We start from the raw sequence: 24,957 nt of genomic DNA on the forward strand, positions 1-24,957 counted from the left end.
CCGTGCACCCGCGACCCTGAACCCGCCTCCATGACCCCGCGACCATGACTCCGCTGCTCCTCGGCGCGATCGGCCTCGCGCTCGCCCTGCCGGTGCCCGCCCTCCTGTCGCGCGCCGCGTGGCCGCGACTCGCGCCGGCCGCAGGGATCGTGCTCTGGCAGTCGTTGGCGCTCGCCGCCGTGCTCGCCATCTCGGGGGCCGCGCTCTCCACGGCGCTGTGGCTCGTCACCGACGACGAGCCGACCTGGTGGCGGATCGCCCTCCACGCGACGCTCATGGGCATCGGCGTCCTGGTGTGGGCGCGCTTCTGGTGGGCGGCCTGGCAGGTCTGGCGCGAGACGTCGACCCGGCGCGCCCGCCACCGCGCGCTGGTGGACCTCCTCGGCGAGCCCCACGGCGCACTCCCCGCCGTGCGGGTCCTGACCGAGCAGACACCCGTGGCCTACTGCATCCCTCGCCTGCGCGACGCCCGCGTCGTGATCTCCAGCGGGGCCGTGGAGTCCCTCGACGACGACGCCCTCCAGGCCGTGCTCGAGCACGAGCGCTCGCACGTGCGCACCCGTCACGACCTCGTGCTCGAGGCCTTCGGCGTGCTGCACCGCGCGTTCCCCCGACCCCTGCGCACCGACGCTCCCCTGCGTCAGAGCCAGGTGATGGTCGAGCTCATGGCCGACGACGCGGCACGGAAGGTCACGGGCGACCCGCCCCTCGCCCGCGCGATCGTCGCCCTCGCCGGAGGCCCCACCCCGGCCGGCGCCCTCGGCGCGAGCAGCGACGCGCTCCTGCGTCTCGAGCGACTGCGCGACCCCGCCCCGACCCGGGCACGCCGAGCGTCGGCCATCGCGTCGATCGCGATCTCGGCGGTGGTGCTGGTCGTCCCGACCGTCTTCATCGCGGTGCCGTGGATGTACCACGCGGTCGAGGTGCTGCTCGAGCGGTGACCACGCGGTGCAACCGTCAGCGGCCCCGACCTTTCGAGCACGGTGTCGGAAGGCGCTTCTAGGGTCAAGGACATGGACGAGCTGGACTTCACCTTCGACGACACCGAGCTGGACGTGCCCTTCCGCACGGCCGGCGCGGAGACGGTCGACCGGGTGACGGTGCGTCGGCGAGCCCTCCACGTGCTCGAGGCCGAGCAGCTGGTCGACATGCTCGACTACGTGGAGTCCGCGCGGGCCGAGGGCGAGCAGTACTCGCGGTCCGCCGCACGCACGGCCGCCCAGGCAGCGGCGCACGACCTCTCGCTCGCCCTGGGAGTCGCACCCGGCACCGTGGTCGCCCGCCTGGCCATGGCCCGACGGGTCCGAGGCCGCCTGCCCGCGGTGTGGAAGGCGTTCCTGGGCGGGTCCGTCAGCCAGCACCACGTAGGCATCGTCGACGTCCAACTGCAGCGGCTCACCGAGCCGGACTCCCCTGCCGTCCTCGACGAGCGCATCGCCCGGTACGCGGCCGACCACACGGTGCCCCAGACGCGACGCTGGCTCTCCCGCCAGGTCGAGCGACTCGAGGCCGACGCCGCTCGCGAGCGGCACCGTCGTGCGCGCGCCGACCGCCACGTGCGGCTCAGCCCGGCCGGGGACGGCATGGCCTGGCTCTCCGCCCTGGTGCCCGAGGTCGACGGACACGCCGCCCTCCAACGCCTCGACACGGAGGCCCGTGGCATGAGCGCCGATCCCCGCACCCACGACCAGCGCTGCGCCGACCTGTTCACCGGGCTGCTGCTCGGCTCGCCGGACCCGGAGGCGGAGTCCGCCGGCTCCGACCGCGGCGGCGTGAGCACGGTCATCGGCATCACCGTCCCGGTCACCTCGCTCATGGGCCTCTCCGATGCCCCCGGCGAGCTGGCAGACCACTCGGCCTCCGTGCCTGCGGATCAGCAAACATGTGCGGGCGAAGCCCGCCAGCCGGGCCGCGGTGAGCGCCAGCGAGCCGCGGATCGAGCGCGAGGAACGAGCGCGGCCCGGGTAGCACCTGCTCGACGCCACCCACCTCGGCCGGTTCGCGCCGGAGAAGATCCGTACCGCCCTGTGGTTCCGCGACGGCACGACGAGCTTCCCGACCTCCGACGTCCCCGCCTCACGTAGCGACATCGACCACACCGACGCCTGGCCCGCACCCACGCGCGGCACGAACCTCGGCCCGATCCACCGCCGGGCCCATCGACTCAAGACCGCCGGCCTGTACCGACTCAGACGTCGCGGACGATCCTGGGAGTGGACCACCCGCACCGGACACGTCTATCGCTGCGACCCCGACCCGTTGCCCGTCGAGCAGTGGCCCGAGCTGCTGCCCGCCGTCTGAGTCAGGCCACGCCTCATTCCGGCAGGTCCGCCGGAAGCCACACCTCCAAGCACGACCCGTCGGCGCTGCCCTCGGCCGGCTCGAGCCGCAACGTCCCGCCGACACCGTGCACCTCGTGCGCGAGCAGGCGGAGTCCCAACCCGTGGCGCACCTCGGCGGGAAGCCCCACGCCGTCGTCGGTCACGGTCACGCGCACGCCGGGCACCGAGGAGTCGACGACCTGCGTCACCTCGACGGACGCCGATCGCGCCTCTGCGTGCCGCACCACGTTGCGCAGACCCTCCCGCACGACGCGGTACACGAGGAACGAGGCGTCGGCGTCGAGCCCCAGGCCCCCCTCCACCCGCACCGCCACGTCGAGTCCGACCTCGCCCGAGCCGCGCCCCAGCTCGTCGACCGCTGCCCGCAGACCCTCGGCGGACACGGCATCGGGAAACAGGTCGTCACCCACCGAACGCAGCTCACCGACGCCGTCGCGCAGCACCCGGGTGGCCCGATCCAGCGCGGCTGCGTCCGACGCCGAGAGCCCCCCACGATCGACGCTGTCCAGCACGAGCGCCGCACCCGACAGCTCCTGCACCGGGCCGTCGTGCAGGCGCTGCGCCATCCGGCGTCGGTCGGACAGGGCGTCGCGCAGCCCTCGCTGCGCGAGGCGCCGGCGGTCGGACTCCGCCGCACCCGCCCGTCGCGCCAGACCGACCGCCAACGGCAACGTCGCCACCGCGAACAGCAGCAGGGAACCCACGACCACCGGCAGCCACTGCCGGAGCAGCTCGCTCCGGCTCAACGCCATGGCCGGCGTCGGCAGGTACGCCTCGAACAGGAACGGGGTGCCGCGGCCGTCGCGGAACCCCACGGACACCTCGTAGGTCCCCTCCGGGTAGGGCTGTGGTCCTTCGGCCGCCGGCTCCACGCGACGCGCCACCGCCCGTCCCGACGCGAACAGGGCGTACTCCTCGCCCAGCTCGACCTCGGCACCCTGGTACAGGCGGTTGTCGGAGTAGACGATCCGTCCACGACCGTCACCGAGGTCGGCCCAGATCTTGACCTGCCGCAGCGCACCCTGGTCGACCCGGCCGAGGAAGGCGTCGTCGAGCCGGCCACGCTCGCCCACCGGGTCGAGGGCGTCGACACCCAAGGGTGCGACGTACTGCTCGGCCAGCGTGCGGGCGTCCAGCTCCGCATGGTCGAGTGCCTCCCGCGTGGCGATCCGGCCCGCGACCACGACGGCCACCGTCACCACGAGCACCAGCACGATCGACGCGCCCGCCACGTAGCGGACCACCGCTCCGCGCACGGGGCTCCCCTCCGCACCGAACGGGACCCGGGCCGTCCGCCCTCGCCGCCGCACCGTGCCGCCGAGCACCACTACGGCGCGCCGATCCTCAGGATGCCGCTGCGCGCCGCCATCACCACGGCGTCGAGCTGCGTGCGCGCTCCCAGCTTGGCGAGCACGTTCTTCACGTGGTCACGCGTCGTGTGCGGACTGATGCCGAGCGTGCGGGCGATGGCTCGCACGTCCGATCCCTCGCCGAGCAGCTCCAGCACCTCGAGCTCACGACGGGTCAGGCCGTGCTGCGGCTCCTGCAGCTGCACGAGCACCGGGGCGTCGGGGCGCGCGTCGCGCAACGCGGCCAGGAGCTCGGTCAAGGACAGCTCCTTGGCCAGCAACGCGGCCACGCCCACCGCTCGGGCCCGCTCCACCAGGTCCGCACGCGGGTAGGCGGTGAGCACGACCACGCGCAGCTCCGGTCGGGCGGCCAGCAGCTCGGCCGCGAGGTCGAGTCCGTCGCCGTCGGGCAGGCGCACGTCCACGAGCGCCAGGTCCGGGCGGAGCTCCGCGGCCAGCCGTCGGGCGTCCTCGACCGACGCGGCCGATCCGACGCAGCGCATCGTGGGGTCGCTCTCGAGCGCCACGGACACGAGGTCGGCGAAGACCTGGTGGTCGTCGACCACCAGCACCCGCTCGATGCCACCCATGCCGCCTCCTGACCCCCGGCCGATCAGACCCCCCTAGGTTAGGGAGTGACGGGCAGGCTCACCTTACTTAGGCTCACCTTGCTTCATCACTCCGACCAAGGACACCTGCATGCGCACCCCCCTCCCTCGTTCGCGGCACCGCGGCGCGCGCGTCGCGCTCCCCCTCACGGTCCTCGTGCTCGTGCTCTCCGCCTGCGGCGGCTCGAGCGACGACGGGGCCGACGACGACGGACCGCTCGTGGTCTACGTCGGCCGCGACGAGGCACTCGTCTCGCCGCTCGTCGAGCAGTTCACGAAGGACACCGGGATCGAGGTCGAGGCGCGCTACGCAGAGACCCCGGAGCTCACGGCCACCCTCCTCGAGGAGGGTGACGCCACCCCCGCCGACGTGTTCCTGTCCCAGGACGCCGGCGCCCTCGGCGCACTCTCCGAGGCGGGCCTGCTGAGCGACCTCGACGCGGACCTGACCGACAAGGTCCCGGCGTCCCTCACCTCCACCGACGGGTCGTGGGTAGGCGTGACCGGTCGCGCCCGTGTCATCGCGTACGACAGCGAGAAGCTGGACGAGGCCGACGTCCCCGACGAGGTCGCCGACCTCACGGACGAGGAGTGGAAGGGCCGCGTGGGCTTCCCGCCCGGCAACGCGTCGTTCCAGGCCTTCGTCACGGGCTTCCGCGTCTCCCGGGGCGACGACGCGGCCCAGGCATGGCTGGAGGGCATGGCCGCCAACGACTACCAGTCGTACGAGAAGAACGGCGCCGTGCTCGAGGCCGTCAACACCGGCCAGCTCGACCTCGGCCTGATCAACCACTACTACTGGTTCCAGACGGCCGCCGAGGTGGGTGCCGACCAGATGCGCGCGCAGCTGACGTTCCCGAAGGCCGGCGACCCTGGCGCACTCGTCAACGTCACCGGTGCGGGCATCCTGTCCGACCACGACGATGCCGCAGCGTTCGTCGAGTACCTCCTGTCCGACGCCGGCCAGACGTACTTCGTCGAGAACACCTACGAGTACCCGCTCGTGGAGGGCATCGACGCGCCGGAGGGCCTGCCTGCCCTGGCCGACCTCCAGGGTCCGGACATCGACCTCTCCGACCTGGCCGACCTCGAGGCCACGGTGCGCATGATCCAGGACGCCGGACTGTCCTGACCGTGACCTCGGACCGGACCCGCCCGGCGCACCGACCCCGCCCGCTCCTGCTCCTCGCAGCAGGAGCCGGCGGGGCCGTCGCCGCGCTCCCGCTCGGCTACCTCCTGGTCCGAGGAGCACAGATCGGGCCCGACGTCTTCGCCGAGACCCTGGGACGGGCCCGGACGTTCTCCCTGCTCGGCTCGAGCGTCGGCCTTGCCGCGGCGGTGTGCGTCACGACCCTGCTGGTCGGCCTCGCCACGGCGGCGGCCACCTCGACGGTGAGGTTGCCCGGCGGTCGCGTGTGGTGGGTGCTCGCGGCCATCCCGCTCGCGATGCCGTCGTACGTCGCGGCCTTCGGCTGGCTCACCACGGTTCCGGGCTGGACCGGCTTCTGGCCCTCGTGGCTCGTGCTGTCGCTCGTGTGCACGCCGTACGTCACGCTCCCCGTGGCCGCCGCGCTGCGTCGTGTCGACCCCGATGCCGCCGCCGTCGCGCGCACCCTCGGCCGACCTCCGTTCCGCGCCTGGACGGGCACCGTTCTCCCCCAGGTGCTGCCCGCGGCGGGAGCGGGCACGCTCCTGGTGGCGCTCTACGTCCTGTCCGACTTCGGGGCCGTCGCCATGCTGCGCTTCGACGTGTTCACCTTCGCCATCTCGCGCGAGTACGGCTCCTTCGTCGGCAGGGAGCAGGCCGTCGTCCTCGCGCTGCTCCTCGTGCTGCTCGCCCTCGGGACGGTGGTGCTCGAGCGGTCGGTGCGTGGTCGCGGTGAGCGATGGCGCACCGGACGGGGAACCGCCGCTCCACCGCGCGCGGTCCGGCTGGGGCCGGTGCCCACCGTCCTCGTGGCGGGCAGCCTGCTCGTCGTCCCCCTGCTGGCCGTCGGGGTCCCGATCCTGGCCCTCTTCAGACGTCTCGCCGCCGGGACCGCGCGCGCCCTCGACGTCGGCGAGCTGCTCTCGGCGATCCTCACCACGACCCTGCTCGGCATGGTCGCCGCGCTGGCCGTCGTGGTCCTCGCCGTGCCGGTCGGCGTGCTGGCGGCCCGGCACCGCGGCCGGCTCGTGGCCCTCGTCGAGAGCCTCGCCTTCGCCGGGCACGCGCTGCCAGGCATCGTCGTGGCCCTGTCGCTCGTGTACTTCTCGCTGCGCGTGGTCCCCGGGCTCTACCAGGGCGTCGTGGTGCTGGTTCTCGCCTACGTGGTGCTGTTCCTGCCCAAGGCCGTCGGCGCCACACGCACCAGCGTGGCGCTCGTCCCACCGGTCCTGTCGGAGGTCGCTCGCAGCCTCGGTCGGCACCCCCTGCCGGCCCAGGCCCGCACCACCGGTGTCCTCGCCGCTCCGGGAGTCGCCGCAGGTGCACTGCTCGTCATGCTGACCGTCATGAAGGAGCTCCCGGCCACGCTCCTGCTGCGCCCCACCGGTCTCGACACCCTCGCCACCGAGGTCTGGAGCCGCACGAGCTCGGCAGCGTACGGGGCCGCTGCTCCCTACGCGCTTGCCGTCGTGGCGCTCGCCGCGATCCCCGCGTTCCTGCTGTCCCGACCGACGTCCTGGGAGGCCCGCCGATGGGAATGAACGACATGGACCCCGTGGCACGCGGGCTCGTCGTCTCCGGCCTCGTCGCCGGGTACGACGACGCAGCCGTGCTGCAGGGCGTCGACCTCCGGGTGCACGCGGGGACCCTCGTCGCGCTCGTCGGGCCGAGCGGCTGCGGCAAGACCACCCTGCTGCGCTGCGTCGCCGGTCTGCACCCCACCCGCTCGGGGAGCACCACCCTGCTCGGACGACCGCTCGACGCACCCGGAGCGTCGGTGCCCACGCATCACCGGTCGATCACCCTCGTCCCGCAGGAGGCGGCGCTGTTCCCCCACCTCGACGTCGCGGCCAACGTCGGCTTCGGACTGCCCCGCGGGTCGCGCGACAGGATCTTTCACCTCCTCGACCTCGTCGGTCTCACCGAGCTGGCGCACCGTCGCCCGCACGAGCTGTCCGGCGGCCAGCAGCACCGGGTCGCCGTGGCGCGCGCCCTGGCACCGAGCCCTGCCCTCGTGCTGCTCGACGAACCGTTCTCCGCTCTCGACGCCCGCCTGCGCGACGACCTGCGCCATGAGGTGCGCGAGCTGCTCGTGGCCGAGAGGGCGACGGCCCTGCTCGTCACGCACGACCAGGCCGAGGCGCTCACCCTTGCCGACGAGGTGGCCGTCATGCACGACGGGACGGTCCTGCAGCAGGCCGAGCCCGAGGTGCTCTACCGCGAGCCCGAGCACGCGTGGACCGCGACCTTCCTCGGTGAGGCCACCGTGCTCGCCCAGGACGACCCGCTGGTCGCGGCCGCGACGATCGACGGCGACGACGGCACCCGGCTGGTCGTACGGCCCGAGCACGTGGTGGTCGACGAGGCTGCGACGCCGGCGGTCGTCGCGCGCCGCTCGTACCGCGGTCACGAGTGGCTCGTGGAGCTCGACCTGCCGGGCCGCCGGGTCCTCATGCGCACCGACGCCGCGCCGCCCCCGGTCGGTGCGACGCTGCCGGTACGGGCCACCCGCGCCCGTCGCGTCAGGTGAGCGGCTCGAGGACCGCGCGGACGACGTCTGGCACCGGGGTGACCGCGCGCTCGGAGCCGGTCACGTACACGTGGACGAACCGTCCGATCGCGGCCGGCTCGGGTGCCGCGCCCTGGAACAGGCCGATCTCGTAGACCACGCTCGACGTCCCCAGCCGGACCACCCGCAGGCCCACCTCGACGTCGCCGGGGAAGCGCAGCTCGCGCAGGAACCGACACCCCGTCTCGGCCACCACCCCGTACGCGTCCAGGGTGCGGATGTCGGTGCCACTCGCGTCGATGAGGTAGCCGTTCACCGCCGTGTCGAAGAACGAGTAGTAGACGACGTTGTTGACGTGCCCGTAGACGTCTTCGTCCTCCCACCGGGTGGAGATGCGACGCACGACGGGAAAATCATCGCGCCGTCGGGACCCGTCGTCGGCCGGTGCTCGATCTTTCTCGCTCACGCCATCTCGTCCTCACGCAGTCGCTGGCTGATCACCGTCGTCACGCCGTCACCCCGCATGGACACGCCGTAGAGGGCGTCGCCGACCTCCATCGTGCGCTTCTGGTGGGTGATGACGATGAGCTGGGAGTTGGCGCGCAGCTCCTCGTAGATCTCCAGCAGACGCCCGAGGTTGGTGTCGTCGAGCGCCGCCTCGACCTCGTCGAGGATGTAGAACGGGCTGGGCCTGGCCTTGAACAGCGCCACGAGGAACGCGACGGCCACGAGCGACCGCTCGCCACCGGAGAGCAGCGACAGCCTCTTGACTTTTTTTCCGGGCGGGCGCGCCTCGACGTCGATGCCGGTCGTGAGCAGGTCGTCGGGGTCGGTGAGCAGCAGACGGCCCTCGCCGCCGGGGAAGAGTCGGGAGAAGACCCCCTCGAACTCGCGCGACACGTCCGTCCAGGCCTCGCTGAAGACCTGCTGCACCCGCTCGTCGACGTCGGCCACGATGTCGAGCAGGTCCTGCCGGGTGCGCTTGAGGTCGTCGAGCTGCTCGGACAGGAACTGGTGACGCTCCTCGAGGGCCGAGAACTCCTCGAGCGCCAAGGGGTTGACCTTGCCGAGCATGGCCATGGCCCGCTCGGCGGCCCGCAACCGCTTGGTCTGCTCGGCCCGGTCGAAGGGCCGACCTTCCGGCTCGGCCTGCGGGTCGTCCGCGTCACCGGTGGTCGCGACGGCGTCGTCGGTGGCCTCGACCACCTCCGGGGCGGGGGGCGGCACCAGCTGGTCGGGACCGTACTCGGCCACGAGCGCCTCGACCTCGACGCCGAGCTCCTCCAGCGCGCGCGCCTCGAGCGCCTCGAGGCGGAGCCGCTGCTCGGCCCGAGCCATCTCGTCGCGGTGCACGGAGGTGGTGAGACCGTCGAGCTCCTCGGCCAGCGTCCGCAGCCGCGCGCGCACGTCGCGCAGCTCCGTCTCACGGCCCGAGCGCGACTGCTCGATCTCGGTCCGCAGCGCCGCCGCCTCGGCGATCGTGGTCTCGAGCCGGGCGAGCGCGACGTCGCTCACCGCCAGCACCGCGCGCGCCGTCTCGGCCTCGCGCAGCTGCTGCTCACGCCGCAACCGGGCCTGGATGCGCGCCTCGCGCTCGGCAGCCGCCGACGCCACCAGCGCACTGGCCTGGCCCTCGAGCGCGCGGGCCCGTTCCTCGTTCGTGCGCAGCGCCAGTCGCGCCTCCGTCTCGGTGCGACGCGCGGTCGACGCGACCTCGGCGAGCTCCTCCAGCGCCGAGGTGTCGGGTTCCTCCTCCGGCGCCTCCTCGGCCTGCGTGAGGCGCTCCTCGAGCTCGGCCAGGCCGCCCAGGTCGCGCTCGTGCGCCTCCTGGGCCGACGCGATCGCCGCCGTCAGCCGCTCGGCCTCGCCCTTGGCCGCGCGCGCCGTCGACCCGAGCTGGCCGAGGGACTCCGCGACGGCCGACATCTCCGCGTCGGACTCGTGCAGCTTCTCCATCGCCGCATCGACCCGCTCCTGCGCCGCTGCACGTTCCTGCGCGATGCGCTGCGCATCGAAGCGGAGCGTCTCCAGCTGTCGGTCGGCCTCGCCCAGCTCCTCGCGCGCCTGGTCGATGGCGGCCTGGACCTCGAGCAGGCTCTGCTGCGACGACGACCCACCGGAGGCGTAGTGCGCCCCGAGGATGTCCCCGTCGCGCGTCACCGCCGTGAGGTCGGGCGCCTGGGCGACCAGCACCTTGGCGGCCGCGAGGTCGTCGACGACCGCGACCTTGAACAGCAGCCGACGCAGCGCCGCGTGCAGGGTGGCGGGCGGGTCGACGACGTCGACGGCGTAGGTGGCACCGTCCGGCAGACCCGGCCACCCGGTGTCGTCCAGCTCGGTGTCACCGCCGAGCAGCAGCCCGGCACGACCGAGGTCCTCCGTCTTGAGCAGCTCCATCGCCGTGACGGCGGTGTCGAGGTGGTCGACGGCCACGGCGTCGGCGGCGGACCCGAGCGCGGAGGCGATGGCGGCCTCGAAGCCGGGGCGCACGGTGATGAGCGCGGCCACCGAGCCGAGCAGCCCGCTGATCTCGTCGGAGACCGCCAGCAGGGCACCCGCACCGTCCTTGCGCGCCAGGCCCACCTCCAGCGCCTCGACACGAGCGGCCAGACCTGCCTGCCGGCGGCTGGCCTCCTGCTCCACCGTCGTGACCTCGCGGGCCTTCGCCTCGGCCTCGGCCAGCGCGGCCTCGGCCGACTCGAGCGCCTCGTCGAGCCCGGACTCGCCCTGGCTCAGCCCGGCGATCTCGCTCTCGCGCATGGCGAACGCCTTCTGCGCCTCCTCGGACCGCTGGAGCGCCTCGTCGCGCGCCGAGCGCAGGCGGGCCACCTCCGCGTCGGCGGCCTCGGCGCGGCTCTTGAGCGCGTTGACCTGCCCGTGCAGGCGCGCGAGACCCTCACGACGGTCGGCGGCGGCCCGCAGCAGACCCGCGACCCGTCGCTCCTCCTCGCCGTAGGACGTCTCGGCCTCGCCCCGCGCCGCCACGGCGGTCTCGAGCGCGGCCCGCGCCTCGGCGACCGACGTCGTCATGGCCTGGTGCTGCTCCTCGACCCGTCGGGCCTCCGCCTCGAGCTCCTCGGGGTCACGACCGGAGGGCCGGTCGTCGGACTCCACGGCGGCCAGTCGGATCCGCTCGTTGGCGAGCCCGGCGGTGCCGCGCATGCGCTCGCGCAGCCCCGACAGCGCGTACCAGGTCTCCTGGGCGGCCGACAGCGCCGGCGAGTCCTCGCGCAGCCGGTCCTCGAGCTCGGTCTCCTGCTGGCGCGCGACGGACACCGCGTGCTCGACGGCCGACCGTCGCTGCTTGAGCGCGGCCTCGTCGGCCATCTCCTCGGCGATCGTGGACCGCGCGGTGACGATGTCGTCGGCGAGCAGGCGGGACCGCGCGTCGCGCACGTCGGCCTGGATGGTCACGGCACGCCGCGCCACCTCGGCCTGCCGGCCGAGCGGCTTGAGCTGGCGCCGCAGCTCGGTGAGCACGTCCTGCAGACGCGTCAGGTTCCCCTGCGTCGCGTCGAGCTTGCGCAGCGCCTTCTCCTTGCGCTTGCGGTGCTTGAGCACACCGGCGGCCTCCTCGACGAAGCCGCGACGCTCCTCGGGGGTGGCCCGCAGCACCGAGTCGAGCTGCCCCTGTCCGACGATCACGTGCATCTCGCGGCCGATGCCGGAGTCGCTCAGCAGCTCCTGCACGTCGAGCAGACGGCAACTGGTGCCGTTGATCGCGTACTCCGAACCGCCGTTGCGGAACATGGTCCGCGAGATCGTGACCTCGCTGTACTCGATGGGCAGTGCACCGTCGGTGTTGTCGATCGTGAGGACCACCTCGGCGCGGCCGAGCGGCGGGCGGCCGGAGGTGCCGGCGAAGATGACGTCCTCCATCTTGCCGCCGCGCAGCGACTTGGCACCCTGCTCGCCCATGACCCAGGCGAGGGCGTCCACGACGTTCGACTTGCCGGAGCCGTTCGGCCCCACCACGCACGTGATGCCGGGCTCGAGCTCCAGGGTGGTGCTCGACGCGAACGACTTGAAACCGCGCAGCGTGAGGCTCTTCAGGTACACGCGACCACCCTAGTGCGTCGTCGTGTCCCGCCCTCGGAGGCGAGCGAGGGTACTGGGATCAGCGCGAGAGCGGCTCGAGCAGGTCGCCCGCGGTCACCTGGTCGACCCGCTCGGACAGGGTCTTGAGCAGACCGTCGTTCTCGGTGTTCAGTCGCAGCACCTCGGCCTCGAGGTCGGCGACACGTCGGCGCAGCCGCGCGACCTCGTTCAGCTGGTCGAGCGTCGGTCCACCGACGAATCCGACGAGAGCCTTGGCCATGAGTGATCCTCCGCAGGAAGGTCGCGGCTCCGGCTCGAGTGCCGGGCGGCGGGACTGGGGTACAGCGGCGGCTGCGTCTGCCAGTGTCCCACCGCGACCGGGCCCGGGTCAAACCTCGGGCGTCCACCGGGACCCGCCCCGCGTGCACCTAGGCTGCAGGACGTGGACGCATCTCTCTTCCGGCCCGTCGCCGAGACCTGGCGTCCCGTCTCCCCTGCCCTCACGACGCGTCGCCGCATCGTGCTCGTCATCCCGCTCGTCGTCCTCGCCGTCCTGCTGGCCGCGGGTGCCGCGACGGCCACCGCCGTCGACGCGCACGTCCTCGTGAGCGTCGGGCTCGGGGCCCTGGCGGCGTGCGCCGCCGCGGCCGCCGCGACGACCTGGTGGTGGGCCGAGCGGAACCGTCGGTCCTGGGGCTGGGCGGAGGCCGAGGACGACCTGCTCGTCACCTCGGGCGTCATGTTCCGCCGACTCGTGGTGGTGCCCTACGGCCGCGTCCAGTTCGTCGACGTCGAGGGCGGGCCGGTCGAGCGACGGCTGGGCATCGCCCGCGTCTCCCTGCACACGGCCAGCACCGAGACCGCGGCCGTCGTGCCCGGCATCCCGGCCGACGAGGCGCGCCTGCTCCGCGACCGGCTCACCGAGCTCGGGCAGGCGCGCGATGGCGGGGTCTGAGCCCGTCGAGGCTGCCACCTCCGGCGACCCGGGCACCGCCCTGCCGACCGTCGGCAGCCGCACCCACCCCCTGACCGGTGCGGTGCAGGGCGGGCTGTGGGCCGGTGCCGCGGTGATCGCGATCGGCACCTCCTACCTCCAGGGGGACCGCTGGGACGGCGTGCCGTGGTGGGCCGCCCTGCTCGGCGTCCTCGGCGGAGGCCTCCTGCTCGGCCAGGCCGCAGGCTTCGTCTCCTGGTGGTTCACCCGCTACGTCGTCGACGACGACGAGGTGCGCATCGACAGCGGTGTCCTGAACCGTCGGTCGCGCCGTGCCGCGTTCGAGCGCATCCAGGCCGTCGACGTCGCCGAACCGCTCCTGGCCCGGGTCGTGGGCCTCGCCGAGGTGCGGATCGAGCTGGCCGGAGGGGACGAGTCCCGGCTCGTCGTCAGGTTCCTCCCGCTCGACCAGGCCCACGACGTCCGTCGACTGCTCCTGAGGCGGGCGCACGGTGGCGCTGCCGACGATGCCGACCCGGTCGAGGCGCTGGACGACCGCGACCTCATCACCCGGGTCACGCCGGAGCGCACGATGCTCGGCGCCCTCCTGAGCCTGGACCTGCTCACCGCGCTGGCGGCCGTCGCCGCGGTGGTCCTGGCCGCCATCGGCTTCGGCGCGCCGCTCGTGCTCCTCGGTGGCGTGCTCCCGGCGCTCTCCTGGGCGGTCCAGCTGATCTCGCGGCGCGTGGTGGCGGAGTGGGGCTTCACCCTCTGGCGCACGCCACACGGTCTGCGGATCGAGCGAGGTCTGCTGTCCCTGACCTCGCAGACCATCCCGTTCGCCCGGGTGCAGGGCATCGCCGTGGTCGAGCCGATCCTCTGGCGATCTCTCGGCTGGTGCCGTCTCGAGGTCGACGTCGCCGGAAGCGGCACCGGCGACGAGGCAGCCCGCGAGACCACCCTGCTGCCCATCGCGGACCGCGCCCTGGCCGCCGCTCTGGTCGACGAGCTCGTTCCCGAGACGGTCGTCGGCGAGGTCGACCGGACGGGGCCGGTCCGAGCGAGCCGGCGGTCGTGGCCCTTCGCACCGATCGGCTGGCGCTACCGCTGGATCGACCTGGGCCTGCGGCGCGCGACGTCGTCGACGGGGTGGTTGGCACGACGGACCAGCAGTGCCCCCCACGCCAAGGTGCAGTCGATCGCGCTGCGCCAGGGACCGCTGCAGCGGCGTCTCGGCGTCGCCACGGTCGAGCTGCACACGCCCGACGGACCCGTGGACGTCGACGCCCACCACCTGGCGGGACCCGTCGCCCGGGACGTCGCGCTCCGGGCGGTCGGTGCAGCCCGGTCGGCCCGGGCCGACGTCGGGTCAGCCGCCGCTCGTGGCGTCCTCGGCCGCGGGGTCGACGGCACCCACGACCTCGCGTGAACCGAGCCACCCGTCGGGCAGGGCCACCTTACGGGGACTGCCCTGACGACCGCGCGGCGTCCCGAGCTCGGAGACCGGGTAGGGCTCGTCGGGGTCCAGGTCGCCGAGCAGCCGGTCGAGCGAGGAGTACGACGAGACGCCGCCGAGCTCCGTCCGGATCCGCGAGCCCGCTGCGAAGCCCTTGAGGTACCAGGCGACGTGCTTGCGGAACTCGATGCAGCCGCGCTCCTCCCCCAGCCAGTCGCCCAGGAGCTCAGCGTGCCGCCGCATGACGGCAGCCACCTCGCCGAGCCTCGGCAGGGTCGGCGTGGGTGCTCCACCCCCGGGGTCGGCGCCGAGGGTGGCGGCGAGGTCGCGGAACAGCCACGGCCGACCCAGGCATCCGCGACCCACGACGACGCCGTCGCAGCCCGTCTCGGCCATCATCCTCGCGGCGTCGGTGGCCTCCCAGATGTCGCCGTTGCCGAGCACCGGGATGCCGACCGCGGCCTTGAGCTCGCCGATCGCCTCCCACCGTGCCCGCCCGGAGTAGTGCTGCGCCGCGGTGCGACCGTGCAGGGCGATGGCGGCGCAGCCCGCGTCCTCGGCGATCCGGCCGGCGTCCAGGTACGTCAGGTGGTCCTCGTCGATGCCCAGGCGGGTCTTCATGGTGACCGGCACGCCGTACGGCTGCGCCGCACGCACCGTCTCCTCCAGGATCCGTCCGAGCAGCCCGGCCTTCCACGGCAGCGCGGCCCCGCCACCCTTGCGGGTGATCTTGGGGACCGGGCAGCCGAAGTTCAGGTCCACGTGCTCCACGCCGTGGTCCGCACAGAGGATCTCGACGGCCCGGCCCATCACCACCGGGTCGACGCCGTACAGCTGCACCGACCGCACGGTCTCGTTGTCGGCGAACGTCAGCATCGACAGGCTGGTGGCGTCACCCTCGACGAGCCCGCGTGACGTGATCATCTCGCACACGTAGAGACCGGCGCCCTGCTCGGCGCACAGCCGCCGGAACGCCACGTTGGTGACGCCCGCCATCGGCGCCAAGACCACCGGGACGTCGACCTCGAGGCCCCCCAGGCGCAGCGCGGCGGGCTCGCGGAGTCCGGGCGCGGCGCTCGGGTCGGTGACGGTCATGAGGGTTCCAGTATCCCTGGTCGCCCTCGTCGCTCGTGCACGGGACAGCACTCAGGGTCGGCGTCCGACCGTCGCCGGACGCCGACCCTGGTGGGTTCCTCGTGAGCAGTGGCCCGGTGGGCCCGGAGCGGGAGTGGCTCCGTTCCCGGCGACGAGGGCGGGCGACGTACAGGCCGGGCGAATGGGAGAGTCGTCCGGCGCCGCTCGCCTGCCGTGGGCGTGTCCCACGAGGAGGCTCGAGTGGGGCCCTGCGTTCGACCCCGAGTTCAATTGTGCCAGGGGGCCGGGTGCCGCCACCCGAGGTCTGGGAGCACCGACGAGCTCGCCGCCGGTCCGGGTCGACGAACGTCGTCGATGCTCCCAGCAGATCTGCGTGCCCCTGGTCGACGCGTGATCCTCGTCCATCTTGAGCACACGGCACCCGACAACGGAACACCTCGCCGGAAAGAACTTCCTGAATGACAGAAAGAACATGAAAAAGTCATTCTTCCCACCGGTCGACCGCGACGGGTCCCCGTCAGGACGAGGCCTTCCAGCGCACCGCCGAGGAGGCGTCCGACGGCTGGAGGTCGATCGTCCGAAGGGTCTCCCCCTTCGGCACGAGGTAGATGAAGCACAGCGTGGCGGAGGCGCCGGACAGGAAGCGGCCCGGCAGCGCCGACGACGGGCAGGGCTCGAAGTCACCGACCAGCTCGCTCGCCGGGTACACCGTCTCGGCACTGGAGTGCGCCAGCACCGGCAGGGACGACCCACCCAGACCGGCCGGTCCGTCGTTGCGCACGGTGAGGTCGACGTAGTAGGGCGTCGCGGTCGAGCTCTGCTCGTCGAGGCTGAAGAACCGGAAGTCCTTGAGCGTGCCCTTGCGCACCTCGTCGACGATCACGGTGACCGCGCTCGCGGCACCGTCGCCGAGGTCCAGCACGACCGTCGCGGGCTTGCCGAGGGCGAGGGACGTGCCCGGCTGGGTGAGCGTGACGCCGGCCGGGACGTCGAATCCCTTCGGCGTGGGGACCGGCGGCGCCTCGTCCTCGGACGAGCAGGCAGCGGCCAGCGCCAGGACCAGGACGGAGGCGGCGACGGGACCGGTGCGCGTGCTCACGGGACGATTGTGGCCCTGGCGGGGTTCAGCACCCGGGCAGGCGCGCCGCGAGCCAGTCGCGCACCTGGGTCAGACCCACCCGCTCCTGCTGCATCGTGTCACGGTCACGGATGGTGACGGCCTGGTCGTCGAGGGTGTCGAAGTCGACCGTGATGCAGAACGGCGTGCCGATCTCGTCCTGGCGGCGGTACCGCTTGCCGATCGCGGCGGCGTCGTCGAACTCCACGTTCCAGAAGCCGCGCAGCTCATCGGCCAGCCCGCGGGCCGTGGGCGACAGCTGCTCGTTGCGCGACAGCGGGAGCACCGCAGCCTTGGCCGGGGCGAGCCGCGGGTCGAGGCGCAGCACCGTGCGCTTGTCCACGCCGCCCTTGGTGTTGGGGGCCTCGTCCTCGGCGTAGGCGTCGACGAGGAAGGCCATCATCGAGCGGTTGACGCCGGCCGCGGGCTCGATCACGTACGGCGTGTAGCGCTCGCCCGTGGCCTGGTCGAAGTACGACAGGTCCTTCCCGGAGTGCTCGCTGTGCGTGCGCAGGTCGAAGTCGGTGCGGTTGGCCACACCCTCCAGCTCGCCCCACTCCGAGCCCTGGAAGCGGAACCGGTACTCGATGTCGACGGTGCGCTTGGAGTAGTGCGAGAGCTTCTCGGCGGGGTGCTCGTAGAAGCGAAGGTTCTCCGGATCCACGCCGAGGCCGGTGTACCAGCTCATGCGCGTCTCGAGCCAGCGCTCGTGCCACTCCTCGTCCGTCCCGGGCTCGACGAAGAACTCCATCTCCATCTGCTCGAACTCGCGCGTGCGGAAGATGAAGTTGCCCGGCGTGATCTCGTTGCGGAAGCTCTTGCCGATCTGCCCGATGCCGAACGGCGGCTTCTTGCGCGAGGTGGTCATGACCTGCGCGAAGTTCACGAAGATGCCCTGCGCGGTCTCGGGGCGCAGGTAGTGCAGACCCTCCTCGGACTCCACGGGACCGAGGTAGGTCTTGAGCAGGCCGTTGAACATCCGCGGCTCGGTCCACTGGCCCTTGGTGCCGCAGTTGGCGCACACGAGGTCGCTCATGGACACGGCGTCGGGGTCGGCCAGGCCCTTCTTCTCCGCGTACGCCTCCTGCAGATGGTCCTGGCGGTAGCGACGGTGGCAGGAGAGGCACTCGACGAGCGGGTCGACGAAGGCAGCGAGGTGGCCCGAGGCCTCCCACACGGACGTGGGAAGGATGACCGAGGAGTCGAGTCCGACGACGTCGTCACGCCCCTGCACCATCGAGCGCCACCACTGACGCTTGATGTTCTCCTTGAGCTCGGTGCCGAGCGGCCCGTAGTCCCAGGCCGACTTCGTGCCACCGTAGATCTCGCCGCACTGGTAGACGAATCCCCGGCGCTTGCAGAGGGAGATGACGGTGTCGATGAGGCTCGTGGCCATGGTGAGGCGCTCCGTTCCGGCTGGGTGTCGGCGGGCCGTGCGCGCGTCCGTGGCCGCGCGCGCCCGAGTGGGCCTCAGCGTACCCACGCCGGTTGTGACCGGGTCGACACGGTGGCGATTTGACAATCGTTCCCGTGACTCTTGAGAATCGTTCTCATGACGTTCTCCCTCGTGCGCCCCGCCGTCCTGCTGTCGTCCTGTGCTCTCGTGCTGGCCGGGTGCGGCAGCTCCGGAGGGAGCACCGACGACGTCTCGGTCGTCACGTCGTTCTACCCCGTCCAGTTCGTCACCGAGCGCGTCGCCGGCGACCGCGCCGAGGTCACCAACCTCACGGCCCCCGGCGGGGAGCCGCACGACCTGGAGCTGAGCCCGCGGCAGGTCGCCGCGGTGCAGGACGCCGACCTGGTCGTCTACCAGAGCCAGTTCCAGACGGCCGTCGACGAGGCCGTCGAGCAGGCCGACCGCACCAAGGGCACCACCATCGACTCCGCCGACGGCGTCACGCTCATCGAGGAGTCCGAGGATGAGGCCGAGGGCGAGGACCATGCCCACGAGGAGGGTGACGAGCACGCGCACGAGGAGGGCGACGAGCACGCGCACGAGGAGGGCGACGAGCACGAGGGTCATGACCACGGCCACGACCACGGCGGGGTCGACCCGCACCTGTGGCTCTACCCGACCAACCTCGTCCCGGTCACCGAGCACGTGCGCGACGCCCTGGTCGAGATCGACCCCGACCACGCCGACGAGTACCGCGCGAACGCCGCCGCGCTCGTCGAGGACCTGACGACCCTCGACGAGGACCTGACGACCGGGCTCGCCGACTGCAAGGTCCGCGACATCGTGACGAGCCACGCAGCCTTCGCCTACCTCGCCCAGGCCTACGACCTGACGCAGATCCCGATCGCCGGCATCGACCCCGGCACGGAGCCGTCCGCCGCCCAGCTCGCCACGATCTCGGACCTGGTCAGGACCGACGGCATCACCACGGTCTTCACGGAGACGCTCGTGAGCCCCGCCGTGGCGAACACCGTGGCCCGCGAGGCCGGGGTCGAGACGGCTACGCTCGACCCGATCGAGGGACTCACCAAGGCGACGTCCGACGAGGACTACCTCTCGATCATGCGCACCAACCTCGCCACCCTGCAGAAGGCCAACGACTGCTCATGACACACCCTCCGCTCCTGATGCGTGGCGTGGACGTCACGCTCGGCGGGGACCCTGTGCTGCGCGACGTCGACCTGGAGGTCGCGCAGGGTGAGTTCGTCACGCTGCTGGGCTCCAACGGCTCAGGCAAGTCCACCCTCGTCCGCGCCGCCGTCGGGCTCGTGCCGTCGACCGGCACCATCGAGCTGTTCGGCGAGCCGCTCGACGGGTTCCACGGCTGGCAGCGCATCGGCTACGTGCCCCAGCGGTCGGCGGCCGTGGCGGGTGTCCCGGCCACCGTCCGTGAGGTCGTCGCGAGCGGTCGGCTGTCGCGCCGGCCCCGGTTCGGGCTGCCCCGTCGTCCCGACCGGGAGGCCGTGACGACGGCGCTCGAGAGCGTCGGGCTCGCCCACCGTGCCGGCTCCCCGCTCGTGGAGCTCTCCGGCGGGCAGCAGCAGCGGGTCTCGATCGCTCGGGCGCTCGCCGGGGAGCCGGACCTCCTGGTCATGGACGAGCCCACCGCAGGCGTCGACGCCCACCACACCCAGGACCTCGCGGGGCTGCTGGCCGATCTCGCCGCCGACGGCACCACCGTGCTGCTGGTGGCCCACGAGCTGGGCCCGATGCTCCCCCTGATCGACCGTGCGGTCGTGCTCGATCGCGGCCGGGTCGTCCACGACGGGCCCGTCGACGACCACGTCGCGGGGGCCCACCAGGAGCACCACGGCGACGCCCACCCGCACTCCGCCCAGCCCGGTCGCCTTCGACCCCTGCCCGAGGAAGGGGTGTGGTGATGCTCCAGATCCTCGACTACGAGTTCATGCGGCTGGCGATCGTCGCCGCCGTCTTCACCGGCCTGGCCGCTCCCGCCATCGGCACCTACATGGTGCAGCGCCGCCTCGCGCTGCTCGGCGACGGTCTGGGCCACGTGGCGCTCACGGGCGTGGCGATCGGCCTGCTCACCGGCACCGCGCCGCTCCTGACCGCCCTCGTCGTGGCGGTGCTGGGAGCCGTGCTCATCGAGGTGCTGCGCACGTTCACCCGCACGAGCGGCGACGTCGCCCTCGCGATGCTGTTCTACGGCGGCATCGCCGGAGGCGTGCTGCTGATCGGTCTCGCCGGCGAGGGTGCCGCCACGCTGAACCGGTACCTCTTCGGCTCCATCACGACCGTCACACCGTCCGACGTCACCGTCGTCTCGGTGCTGGGCGTCGTCGTGGTCGCCCTGTGCCTGGTGCTCTCGCCCCAGCTGTTCGCGGTCTGCCAGGACGAGGAGCACGCCCGGGTGTGCGGCGTGCCCGTGCGTCTGTACGGCGTGCTCATCGCGGTGCTCGCGGCGGCGACCATCACGGTCGCCATGCGCACCGTCGGGCTGCTCCTGGTCTCGGCCCTGATGGTGGTGCCGGTGGCCGCAGCGCAGCAGGTCAGCCGGAGCTTCCGCTCCACCCACCTGGCTGCGATGGCGATCGGACTGGTCACCGCGGTCTCCGGCGTGGTCGTCAGCTTCGAGGCCGACACCGCGCCCGGCCCGACGATCGTGCTCCTCGCCCTCGTGGCTTTCGCCCTCGCCGCGGTCCTTCGGGGAGTGACCGTCGGGCTCCGGCGCCGGTCGGTACGCTCGCCCTGAGGAGGACCATGGTCGACGTACGCAACACCAGGCAGCGCCGCGCCGTCAGCGCGGTGCTCGACGAGCTGGAGGGCTTCGCCAGCGCCCAGCAGATCCACGGCGAGCTGGGCCAGCGCGGCGAGAAGGTCGGTCTGTCCACCGTGTACCGCAACCTGCAGGCGCTTGTCGACGCCGAGCAGGTCGACGCCCTGCGTGGCAACGACGGCGAGGTGCTCTACCGCCGCTGCGAGGCCGGCGACCACCACCACCACCTGGTCTGCCGCTCGTGCGGTCGCGCCGTCGAGGTGGCCGGCCCCGCGGTCGAGTCGTGGGCCACCAAGGTGGCGTCGGAGAACGGCTTCACCGACGTCGAGCACACGCTGGAGATCTTCGGCACCTGCGCCGACTGCTCCCGGTGACCACGCTCCCCAGCACGACGCTCCCCGCCACGACGCTGCCTCCGGAGCGGTGGAAGCCCCTCGCACTGGCCCATCGCGACCGAGCTCGTCGTTGGACCGCGCCGCACCTGCTGCGACGCGAACGGCGTGAGCCGCACCCCGTGGTGGACTTCCTGTTCGAGTACTACAACCTCTCCCCCGGCCAGCTCGAGCGCTGGCACCCCGGACTCGGCACCGGACTCCTCCACGCCCCGACGCACGCCGCCCTCGGCGCCTACGTCACCCACGAGGGGGTGACGACCGTGGACGCGCAGCGCCTGACGTCGCGCGCGGCCGGCCTGCGCTGGACCCGCTCCCTGCTGGCGGCCACCCTCGACCGGCCGGCTCGGTGGGGCTGCTTCGGGCTCCACGAGTGGGCCATGGTCTACCGCGCCGAGCAACCGCGCCACGACCTCCCGCTGCGCCTCGGACGCTCCGGCACCGACGCGGTCGTGGAGTCCCACCCCCTCGCGTGCACCCACGTCGACGCCTTCCGCTTCTTCACGCCGCAGGCCGCGCCGCTGAACGCCCAGCACCTCGGTCGCGAGCACCAGCTCGACCAGGAGCAGCCGGGCTGCCTCCACGCCAACATGGACCTGTACCGCATCGCCTTCCGGCTGCTGCCGTTCGTGGAGTCGACGGTGGTGCTCGACGCCTTCGAGCTGGCCCTCGAGATCCGCGCGGTCGACATGCAGGCCTCTCCCTACGACGTGAGCGCCTTCGGGCTGGAGCCGATCGCGATCGAGACCCCCGAGGGGAAGGCGGAGTACGTGCGGCGTCAACGGGCGTTCGCCGACCGGGCCGAGCCACTGCGCCGGACCCTCCTCGACCACGTCGACCGGCTCCTCGCCCACCCCGCGCTCGACGCCCCGGACTAGGAGCCGCCACCCCCCTCCGTCGAAGCCACCACCGTCGCGGATCGACAGCCCTCGCCGGTACTAGGCTCATCGGGTGGCCGACCTCCCCATCATCCGCGCCGGTGACGCCCTGACCGCCGCGGAGGTCTACGCGATCTGGAAGATCCGCGACGCCGTCTTCGCGGTGGAGCAGCAGTGCGACGAGCCCGACGTCGACGGCATCGACCTGCTCCCGACGTGCACCCATCTCTGGTACGCCGACGAGGCCGGACCCACCAGCTACCTGCGGACCTACGTCACCGACGCGGGCGTGCGCAAGGTCGGCCGCGTGGCCACCCGCTCCGACAGCCGCGGGCAGGGCCTGTCGAGCCGGCTCCTGCGCGAGGTGCTCGACCGGTGGGGCGACGCCGAGATCCGGCTCGGCGCCCAGGCGTACCTGCACGACTGGTACGCCGGCTTCGGCTTCGAACGGTGCGGCGAGAACTTCCTCGAGGCCGGGATCGACCACGTCCCGATGCGCCGCGCGCCGGGTGCGTGACGCTCAGCCCACGACCGTGGAGTCGGCCACGACGGCGTCGAGCGCCTCACGGAGGTCGGCGCGCACGCCGTCGGCGTACTGGCGAACGGCCGCGCGCGCCGCGGTGTACTGCTCGGCGTACTGGAAGCTCCCACCCTGCCCGGCGTCGAGGCGGGCGGCGAGCCGTTCGGCCTCGGTGACCACGTGCTGCAAGGCGGCGCGCACGGCGTCGCGAGCGGGCGTGGCGGCCTCCGGCGCGTCCGTGGACTCGAACGTGGCGAGGGCCGAGCGCATCGGCGGCAGCAGCTGCGTCCGCAGCGGATCGCCGCTCGTGACGACGGTCGGCGGCGCGAGCTCGGCCGGGTTCAGGTCGAGGGCACGGTTCGCGGCCAGCACGAAGGACCGGGCGTCGACGGAGACGTCGACCACGTCGCCCAGCCGTTGCCACGACTCGCGCAGGGTCACCACGTCCTGGCGCGCTGCGGCGTAGGCGCTCGACCCCGACTCGCCGCGCTCGGGTGCCGACGCCAGCTCCGGCAGGTCGTCACCGCGTGCCTCGATCACCTCGGCGACGTCGGTCGGATCGGCAGCGTCCACGGCCTCCAGGTCCTTCACGAGCGCCGCACGGAAGCCGGCCGCCTCGCCGGCGTACTTCTGGGCGACGTCGTCGGCCCGCTTTACGTCCGCCTGACGGGCGCGGGCGTCGACGACGACGAACCCACCGATCACCAGCCCGAGGACGAGCGTCGGCGCGAGGACCAGCGCGAGGAGGCGGCCCCGGGTCACGCCGCTCGCTCCTCAGGCACTGCCGACCGGGACACCGTGGCGGCGCAGCCCGTACGTGAGGGCGTCGACCATGGCCTCCCACGAGGCCTCGATCATGTTGGCTCCCACGCCCACCGTGACCCAGGAGTCCTGACCGTCGGACGTCTCGATGAGCACCCGTGTGACGGCGTCGGTCCCGTGGCCCTGGTCGAGGATGCGCACCCGGAAGTCGATGAGGTGGAACCGCGCGACGTCGGGGTAGAGCTGCTCGATGGCCTGGCGCAGGGCGTGGTCGAGGGCGTTCACCGGGCCGTTGCCCTCACCGATGACGGCCAGCCGCTGTCCGGCCGCGCGGAGCTTGACGGTCGCCTCCGTGCCCCGGGCCGACTCGGCCAGCACGCGCCAGGACTCGACGTCGAAGTAGGAAGGGCGGCCGCCCTCCATCTCCTCGGCGAGGAGCAGCTCGAAGGACGCGTCGGCGGCCTCGAACGTGTAGCCCTGCTGCTCCATCGCCTTGACCCGGTCGGTCACCCGGGCGAGCCGGCCGGCGTCGGCAGCCACGTCGTAGCCGAGCTCGCGACCCTTGAGCTCGATGGTGGCCCGGCCGGCCATCTCCGAGACCAGGAGGCGCATGTCGTTGCCGACCAGCGCCGGGTCGATGTGCTGGTACAGGTCGGGGTCGACCCGGATGGCGCTGGCGTGCAGGCCCGCCTTGTGCGCGAACGACGAGACCCCGGTGTAGGGCTGACGCGCCGACGGCGGGTAGTTGGTGATCTCCGCGACGGCGTGGGCGATGCGCGTGGCGTCGGCGAGCGCGCCCTCGGGCAGCACGCTCATGCCGAGCTTCAGCTCGAGGTTGGCCACGGACGTGACGAGATCGGCGTTGCCGGTGCGCTCGCCGTAGCCGTTGATGCAGCCCTGGAGGTGCGTGGCACCGGCCCGCACGGCCGCCATCGAGTTGGCCACGGCGCAGCCCGTGTCGTTGTGCGCATGGATGCCCAGACGCGCCCCGACCCCGAGCGCGTCGGCCACGACCTCCTCCACCTGGTGGGGAAGCATGCCGCCGTTCGTGTCGCAGAGCACCACCACGTCGGCGCCGGCGCCCGCCGCCTCGGCGACGACCTGCAGCGCGTAGTCGCGGTTCGCCGCGTACCCGTCGAAGAAGTGCTCGCAGTCGACGAAGACCCGCTGCCCCTCGGCGCGCAGGTGGGCCACGGTGTCGCGCACCATGGCGAGGTTCTCCTCGAGGGTGGTGCGCAGGGCAAGCTCGACGTGACGGTCGTGGCTCTTGGCCACGAGCGTGACCACGGAGGCTCCCGAGTCCCGGAGAGCGGCGACGAGCGGGTCGTCGGCGGCGGCCACGCCGGCACGGCGCGTGGCGCCGAACGCGGCGAGCGTGGCGTTCTGCAGCTCGAGCTCCTTCGCGGCCAGCGCGAAGAACTCCGTGTCCTTCGGGTTCGAGCCCGGCCAACCGCCCTCGATGAACCCCACCCCGAGGTCGTCGAGGTGGCGCGCCACGTGCATCTTGTCCTGCACGGAGAGGTTGAGACCCTCCTGCTGGGCACCGTCGCGCATCGTGGTGTCGTAGACGTGGAACTCGTCGCTGATCACGCGCGCCAGTCTAGTCGGCGCCCGACC

Annotated in this window: 23 protein-coding genes; 13 read left to right on the top strand and 10 right to left on the bottom strand. The window is 72.8% G+C overall.

Annotation, left to right across the window (positions count from 1 at the left end):
• Positions 1 to 44: 44 nt before the first annotated feature.
• Together ASF37_RS02465 and ASF37_RS02470 are read left to right on the top strand one after the other, a co-directional pair.
• Positions 45 to 941, top strand: a complete 897-nt coding sequence (locus tag ASF37_RS02465) for a M56 family metallopeptidase (protein ID WP_055967260.1) — start codon at positions 45 to 47, stop codon at positions 939 to 941.
• Positions 942 to 1,013: 72 nt separating this feature from the next.
• Positions 1,014 to 2,084 (top strand): DUF222 domain-containing protein, encoded by a 1,071-nt coding sequence (locus ASF37_RS02470; protein WP_056578978.1) that lies wholly within the window; start codon positions 1,014 to 1,016, stop codon positions 2,082 to 2,084.
• A gap of 230 nt (positions 2,085 to 2,314) precedes the next feature.
• Here the strand turns inward: ASF37_RS02470 and ASF37_RS02475 are convergent, their stop codons facing one another.
• Together ASF37_RS02475 and ASF37_RS02480 are read right to left on the bottom strand one after the other, a co-directional pair.
• Positions 2,315 to 3,598 (bottom strand): sensor histidine kinase, encoded by a 1,284-nt coding sequence (locus ASF37_RS02475; RefSeq protein WP_156366933.1) that lies wholly within the window; start codon positions 3,596 to 3,598, stop codon positions 2,315 to 2,317.
• Positions 3,599 to 3,669: 71 nt separating this feature from the next.
• Positions 3,670 to 4,281 (bottom strand): response regulator transcription factor, encoded by a 612-nt coding sequence (locus tag ASF37_RS02480; RefSeq protein WP_055967252.1) that lies wholly within the window; start codon positions 4,279 to 4,281, stop codon positions 3,670 to 3,672.
• Between the two features lie 109 nt (positions 4,282 to 4,390).
• Here ASF37_RS02480 and ASF37_RS02485 point away from each other — a divergent pair, with 109 nt between their 5' ends.
• The 3 genes from ASF37_RS02485 to ASF37_RS02495 are packed head-to-tail and all read left to right on the top strand — an operon-like array spanning position 4,391 to position 7,976.
• Positions 4,391 to 5,431 (top strand): iron ABC transporter substrate-binding protein, encoded by a 1,041-nt coding sequence (locus ASF37_RS02485; RefSeq protein ID WP_055967249.1) that lies wholly within the window; start codon positions 4,391 to 4,393, stop codon positions 5,429 to 5,431.
• A gap of 2 nt (positions 5,432 to 5,433) precedes the next feature.
• Entirely contained in the window at positions 5,434 to 6,987 is a 1,554-nt protein-coding gene (locus ASF37_RS02490) for an iron ABC transporter permease (RefSeq protein ID WP_235499938.1), read from the top strand.
• Positions 6,978 to 7,976, top strand: coding sequence for an ABC transporter ATP-binding protein (locus ASF37_RS02495; RefSeq protein WP_200931159.1), 999 nt, complete (start codon positions 6,978 to 6,980; stop codon positions 7,974 to 7,976). Before ASF37_RS02490 ends, ASF37_RS02495 begins: the two co-directional genes overlap by 10 nt.
• On the opposite strand, the gene ASF37_RS02500 is transcribed toward ASF37_RS02495, so the two are convergent.
• From ASF37_RS02500 to ASF37_RS02510, 3 genes are read right to left on the bottom strand one after another with little or no spacing between them, the layout of a single operon-like run.
• Positions 7,969 to 8,421: a thioesterase family protein gene (locus ASF37_RS02500; protein WP_082480777.1), complete on the bottom strand. Its 453-nt coding sequence runs from the start codon at positions 8,419 to 8,421 to the stop codon at positions 7,969 to 7,971. The genes ASF37_RS02495 and ASF37_RS02500 overlap by 8 nt on opposite strands.
• A complete protein-coding gene (smc, locus tag ASF37_RS02505; protein ID WP_055967241.1) occupies positions 8,418 to 12,014 on the bottom strand; it encodes a chromosome segregation protein SMC in 3,597 nt (1,198 codons plus the stop codon). The genes ASF37_RS02500 and smc overlap by 4 nt, the downstream gene beginning before the upstream one ends.
• 58 nt (positions 12,015 to 12,072) lie before the next feature.
• Positions 12,073 to 12,273 carry a hypothetical protein gene (locus ASF37_RS02510; protein ID WP_055967237.1) on the bottom strand — a complete coding sequence of 67 codons (201 nt, stop codon included), beginning with the start codon at positions 12,271 to 12,273 and terminating at the stop codon, positions 12,073 to 12,075.
• A gap of 162 nt (positions 12,274 to 12,435) precedes the next feature.
• On the opposite strand from ASF37_RS02510, the gene ASF37_RS02515 reads away from it, so the two are divergent.
• Complete coding sequence (locus ASF37_RS02515) at positions 12,436 to 12,948, top strand: PH domain-containing protein (RefSeq protein WP_055967234.1); 513 nt, start codon at positions 12,436 to 12,438, stop codon at positions 12,946 to 12,948.
• A complete protein-coding gene (locus ASF37_RS02520) occupies positions 12,935 to 14,356 on the top strand; it encodes a PH domain-containing protein (RefSeq protein ID WP_055967231.1) in 1,422 nt (473 codons plus the stop codon). Before ASF37_RS02515 ends, ASF37_RS02520 begins: the two co-directional genes overlap by 14 nt.
• Here ASF37_RS02520 and dusB read toward each other — a convergent pair.
• From dusB to ASF37_RS02535, 3 genes are all read right to left on the bottom strand, one after another.
• Positions 14,297 to 15,478: a tRNA dihydrouridine synthase DusB gene (dusB, locus tag ASF37_RS02525; protein ID WP_055967228.1), complete on the bottom strand. Its 1,182-nt coding sequence runs from the start codon at positions 15,476 to 15,478 to the stop codon at positions 14,297 to 14,299. The genes ASF37_RS02520 and dusB overlap by 60 nt on opposite strands.
• Before the next feature lie 517 nt (positions 15,479 to 15,995).
• Positions 15,996 to 16,577 (bottom strand): hypothetical protein, encoded by a 582-nt coding sequence (locus ASF37_RS02530; protein WP_055967225.1) that lies wholly within the window; start codon positions 16,575 to 16,577, stop codon positions 15,996 to 15,998.
• A 25-nt stretch (positions 16,578 to 16,602) separates the two neighbouring features.
• Positions 16,603 to 17,991, bottom strand: coding sequence for a glycine--tRNA ligase (locus ASF37_RS02535; protein WP_056554083.1), 1,389 nt, complete (start codon positions 17,989 to 17,991; stop codon positions 16,603 to 16,605).
• A 156-nt stretch (positions 17,992 to 18,147) separates the two neighbouring features.
• Here ASF37_RS02535 and ASF37_RS02540 point away from each other — a divergent pair, with 156 nt between their 5' ends.
• From ASF37_RS02540 to ASF37_RS02565, 6 genes are all read left to right on the top strand, one after another.
• Positions 18,148 to 19,161: a metal ABC transporter substrate-binding protein gene (locus tag ASF37_RS02540; protein ID WP_056578981.1), complete on the top strand. Its 1,014-nt coding sequence runs from the start codon at positions 18,148 to 18,150 to the stop codon at positions 19,159 to 19,161.
• Positions 19,158 to 19,931: a metal ABC transporter ATP-binding protein gene (locus ASF37_RS02545; protein WP_055967214.1), complete on the top strand. Its 774-nt coding sequence runs from the start codon at positions 19,158 to 19,160 to the stop codon at positions 19,929 to 19,931. Before ASF37_RS02540 ends, ASF37_RS02545 begins: the two co-directional genes overlap by 4 nt.
• The gene (locus tag ASF37_RS02550; RefSeq protein WP_055968532.1) at positions 19,931 to 20,764 is read left to right on the top strand and encodes a metal ABC transporter permease; all 834 of its coding nucleotides are present in this window, start codon (positions 19,931 to 19,933) and stop codon (positions 20,762 to 20,764) included. Before ASF37_RS02545 ends, ASF37_RS02550 begins: the two co-directional genes overlap by 1 nt.
• A gap of 8 nt (positions 20,765 to 20,772) precedes the next feature.
• Positions 20,773 to 21,162 carry a Fur family transcriptional regulator gene (locus tag ASF37_RS02555; protein ID WP_055967211.1) on the top strand — a complete coding sequence of 130 codons (390 nt, stop codon included), beginning with the start codon at positions 20,773 to 20,775 and terminating at the stop codon, positions 21,160 to 21,162.
• Positions 21,159 to 22,058, top strand: coding sequence for a hypothetical protein (locus tag ASF37_RS02560; RefSeq protein WP_056578984.1), 900 nt, complete (start codon positions 21,159 to 21,161; stop codon positions 22,056 to 22,058). The genes ASF37_RS02555 and ASF37_RS02560 overlap by 4 nt, the downstream gene beginning before the upstream one ends.
• Positions 22,059 to 22,131: 73 nt before the next feature.
• Positions 22,132 to 22,575 (top strand): GNAT family N-acetyltransferase, encoded by a 444-nt coding sequence (locus ASF37_RS02565; protein WP_055967205.1) that lies wholly within the window; start codon positions 22,132 to 22,134, stop codon positions 22,573 to 22,575.
• Between the two features lie 3 nt (positions 22,576 to 22,578).
• Here ASF37_RS02565 and ASF37_RS02570 read toward each other — a convergent pair whose 3' ends face one another.
• Positions 22,579 to 23,340 carry a hypothetical protein gene (locus ASF37_RS02570; RefSeq protein ID WP_056578986.1) on the bottom strand — a complete coding sequence of 254 codons (762 nt, stop codon included), beginning with the start codon at positions 23,338 to 23,340 and terminating at the stop codon, positions 22,579 to 22,581.
• A gap of 12 nt (positions 23,341 to 23,352) precedes the next feature.
• Positions 23,353 to 24,930, bottom strand: a complete 1,578-nt coding sequence (cimA, locus tag ASF37_RS02575) for a citramalate synthase (protein WP_156366932.1) — start codon at positions 24,928 to 24,930, stop codon at positions 23,353 to 23,355.
• Positions 24,931 to 24,957 lie beyond the last annotated feature (27 nt).

The organism is Aeromicrobium sp. Leaf289, assembly GCF_001423335.1.
In the GTDB taxonomy this organism is placed as follows: domain Bacteria; phylum Actinomycetota; class Actinomycetes; order Propionibacteriales; family Nocardioidaceae; genus Aeromicrobium.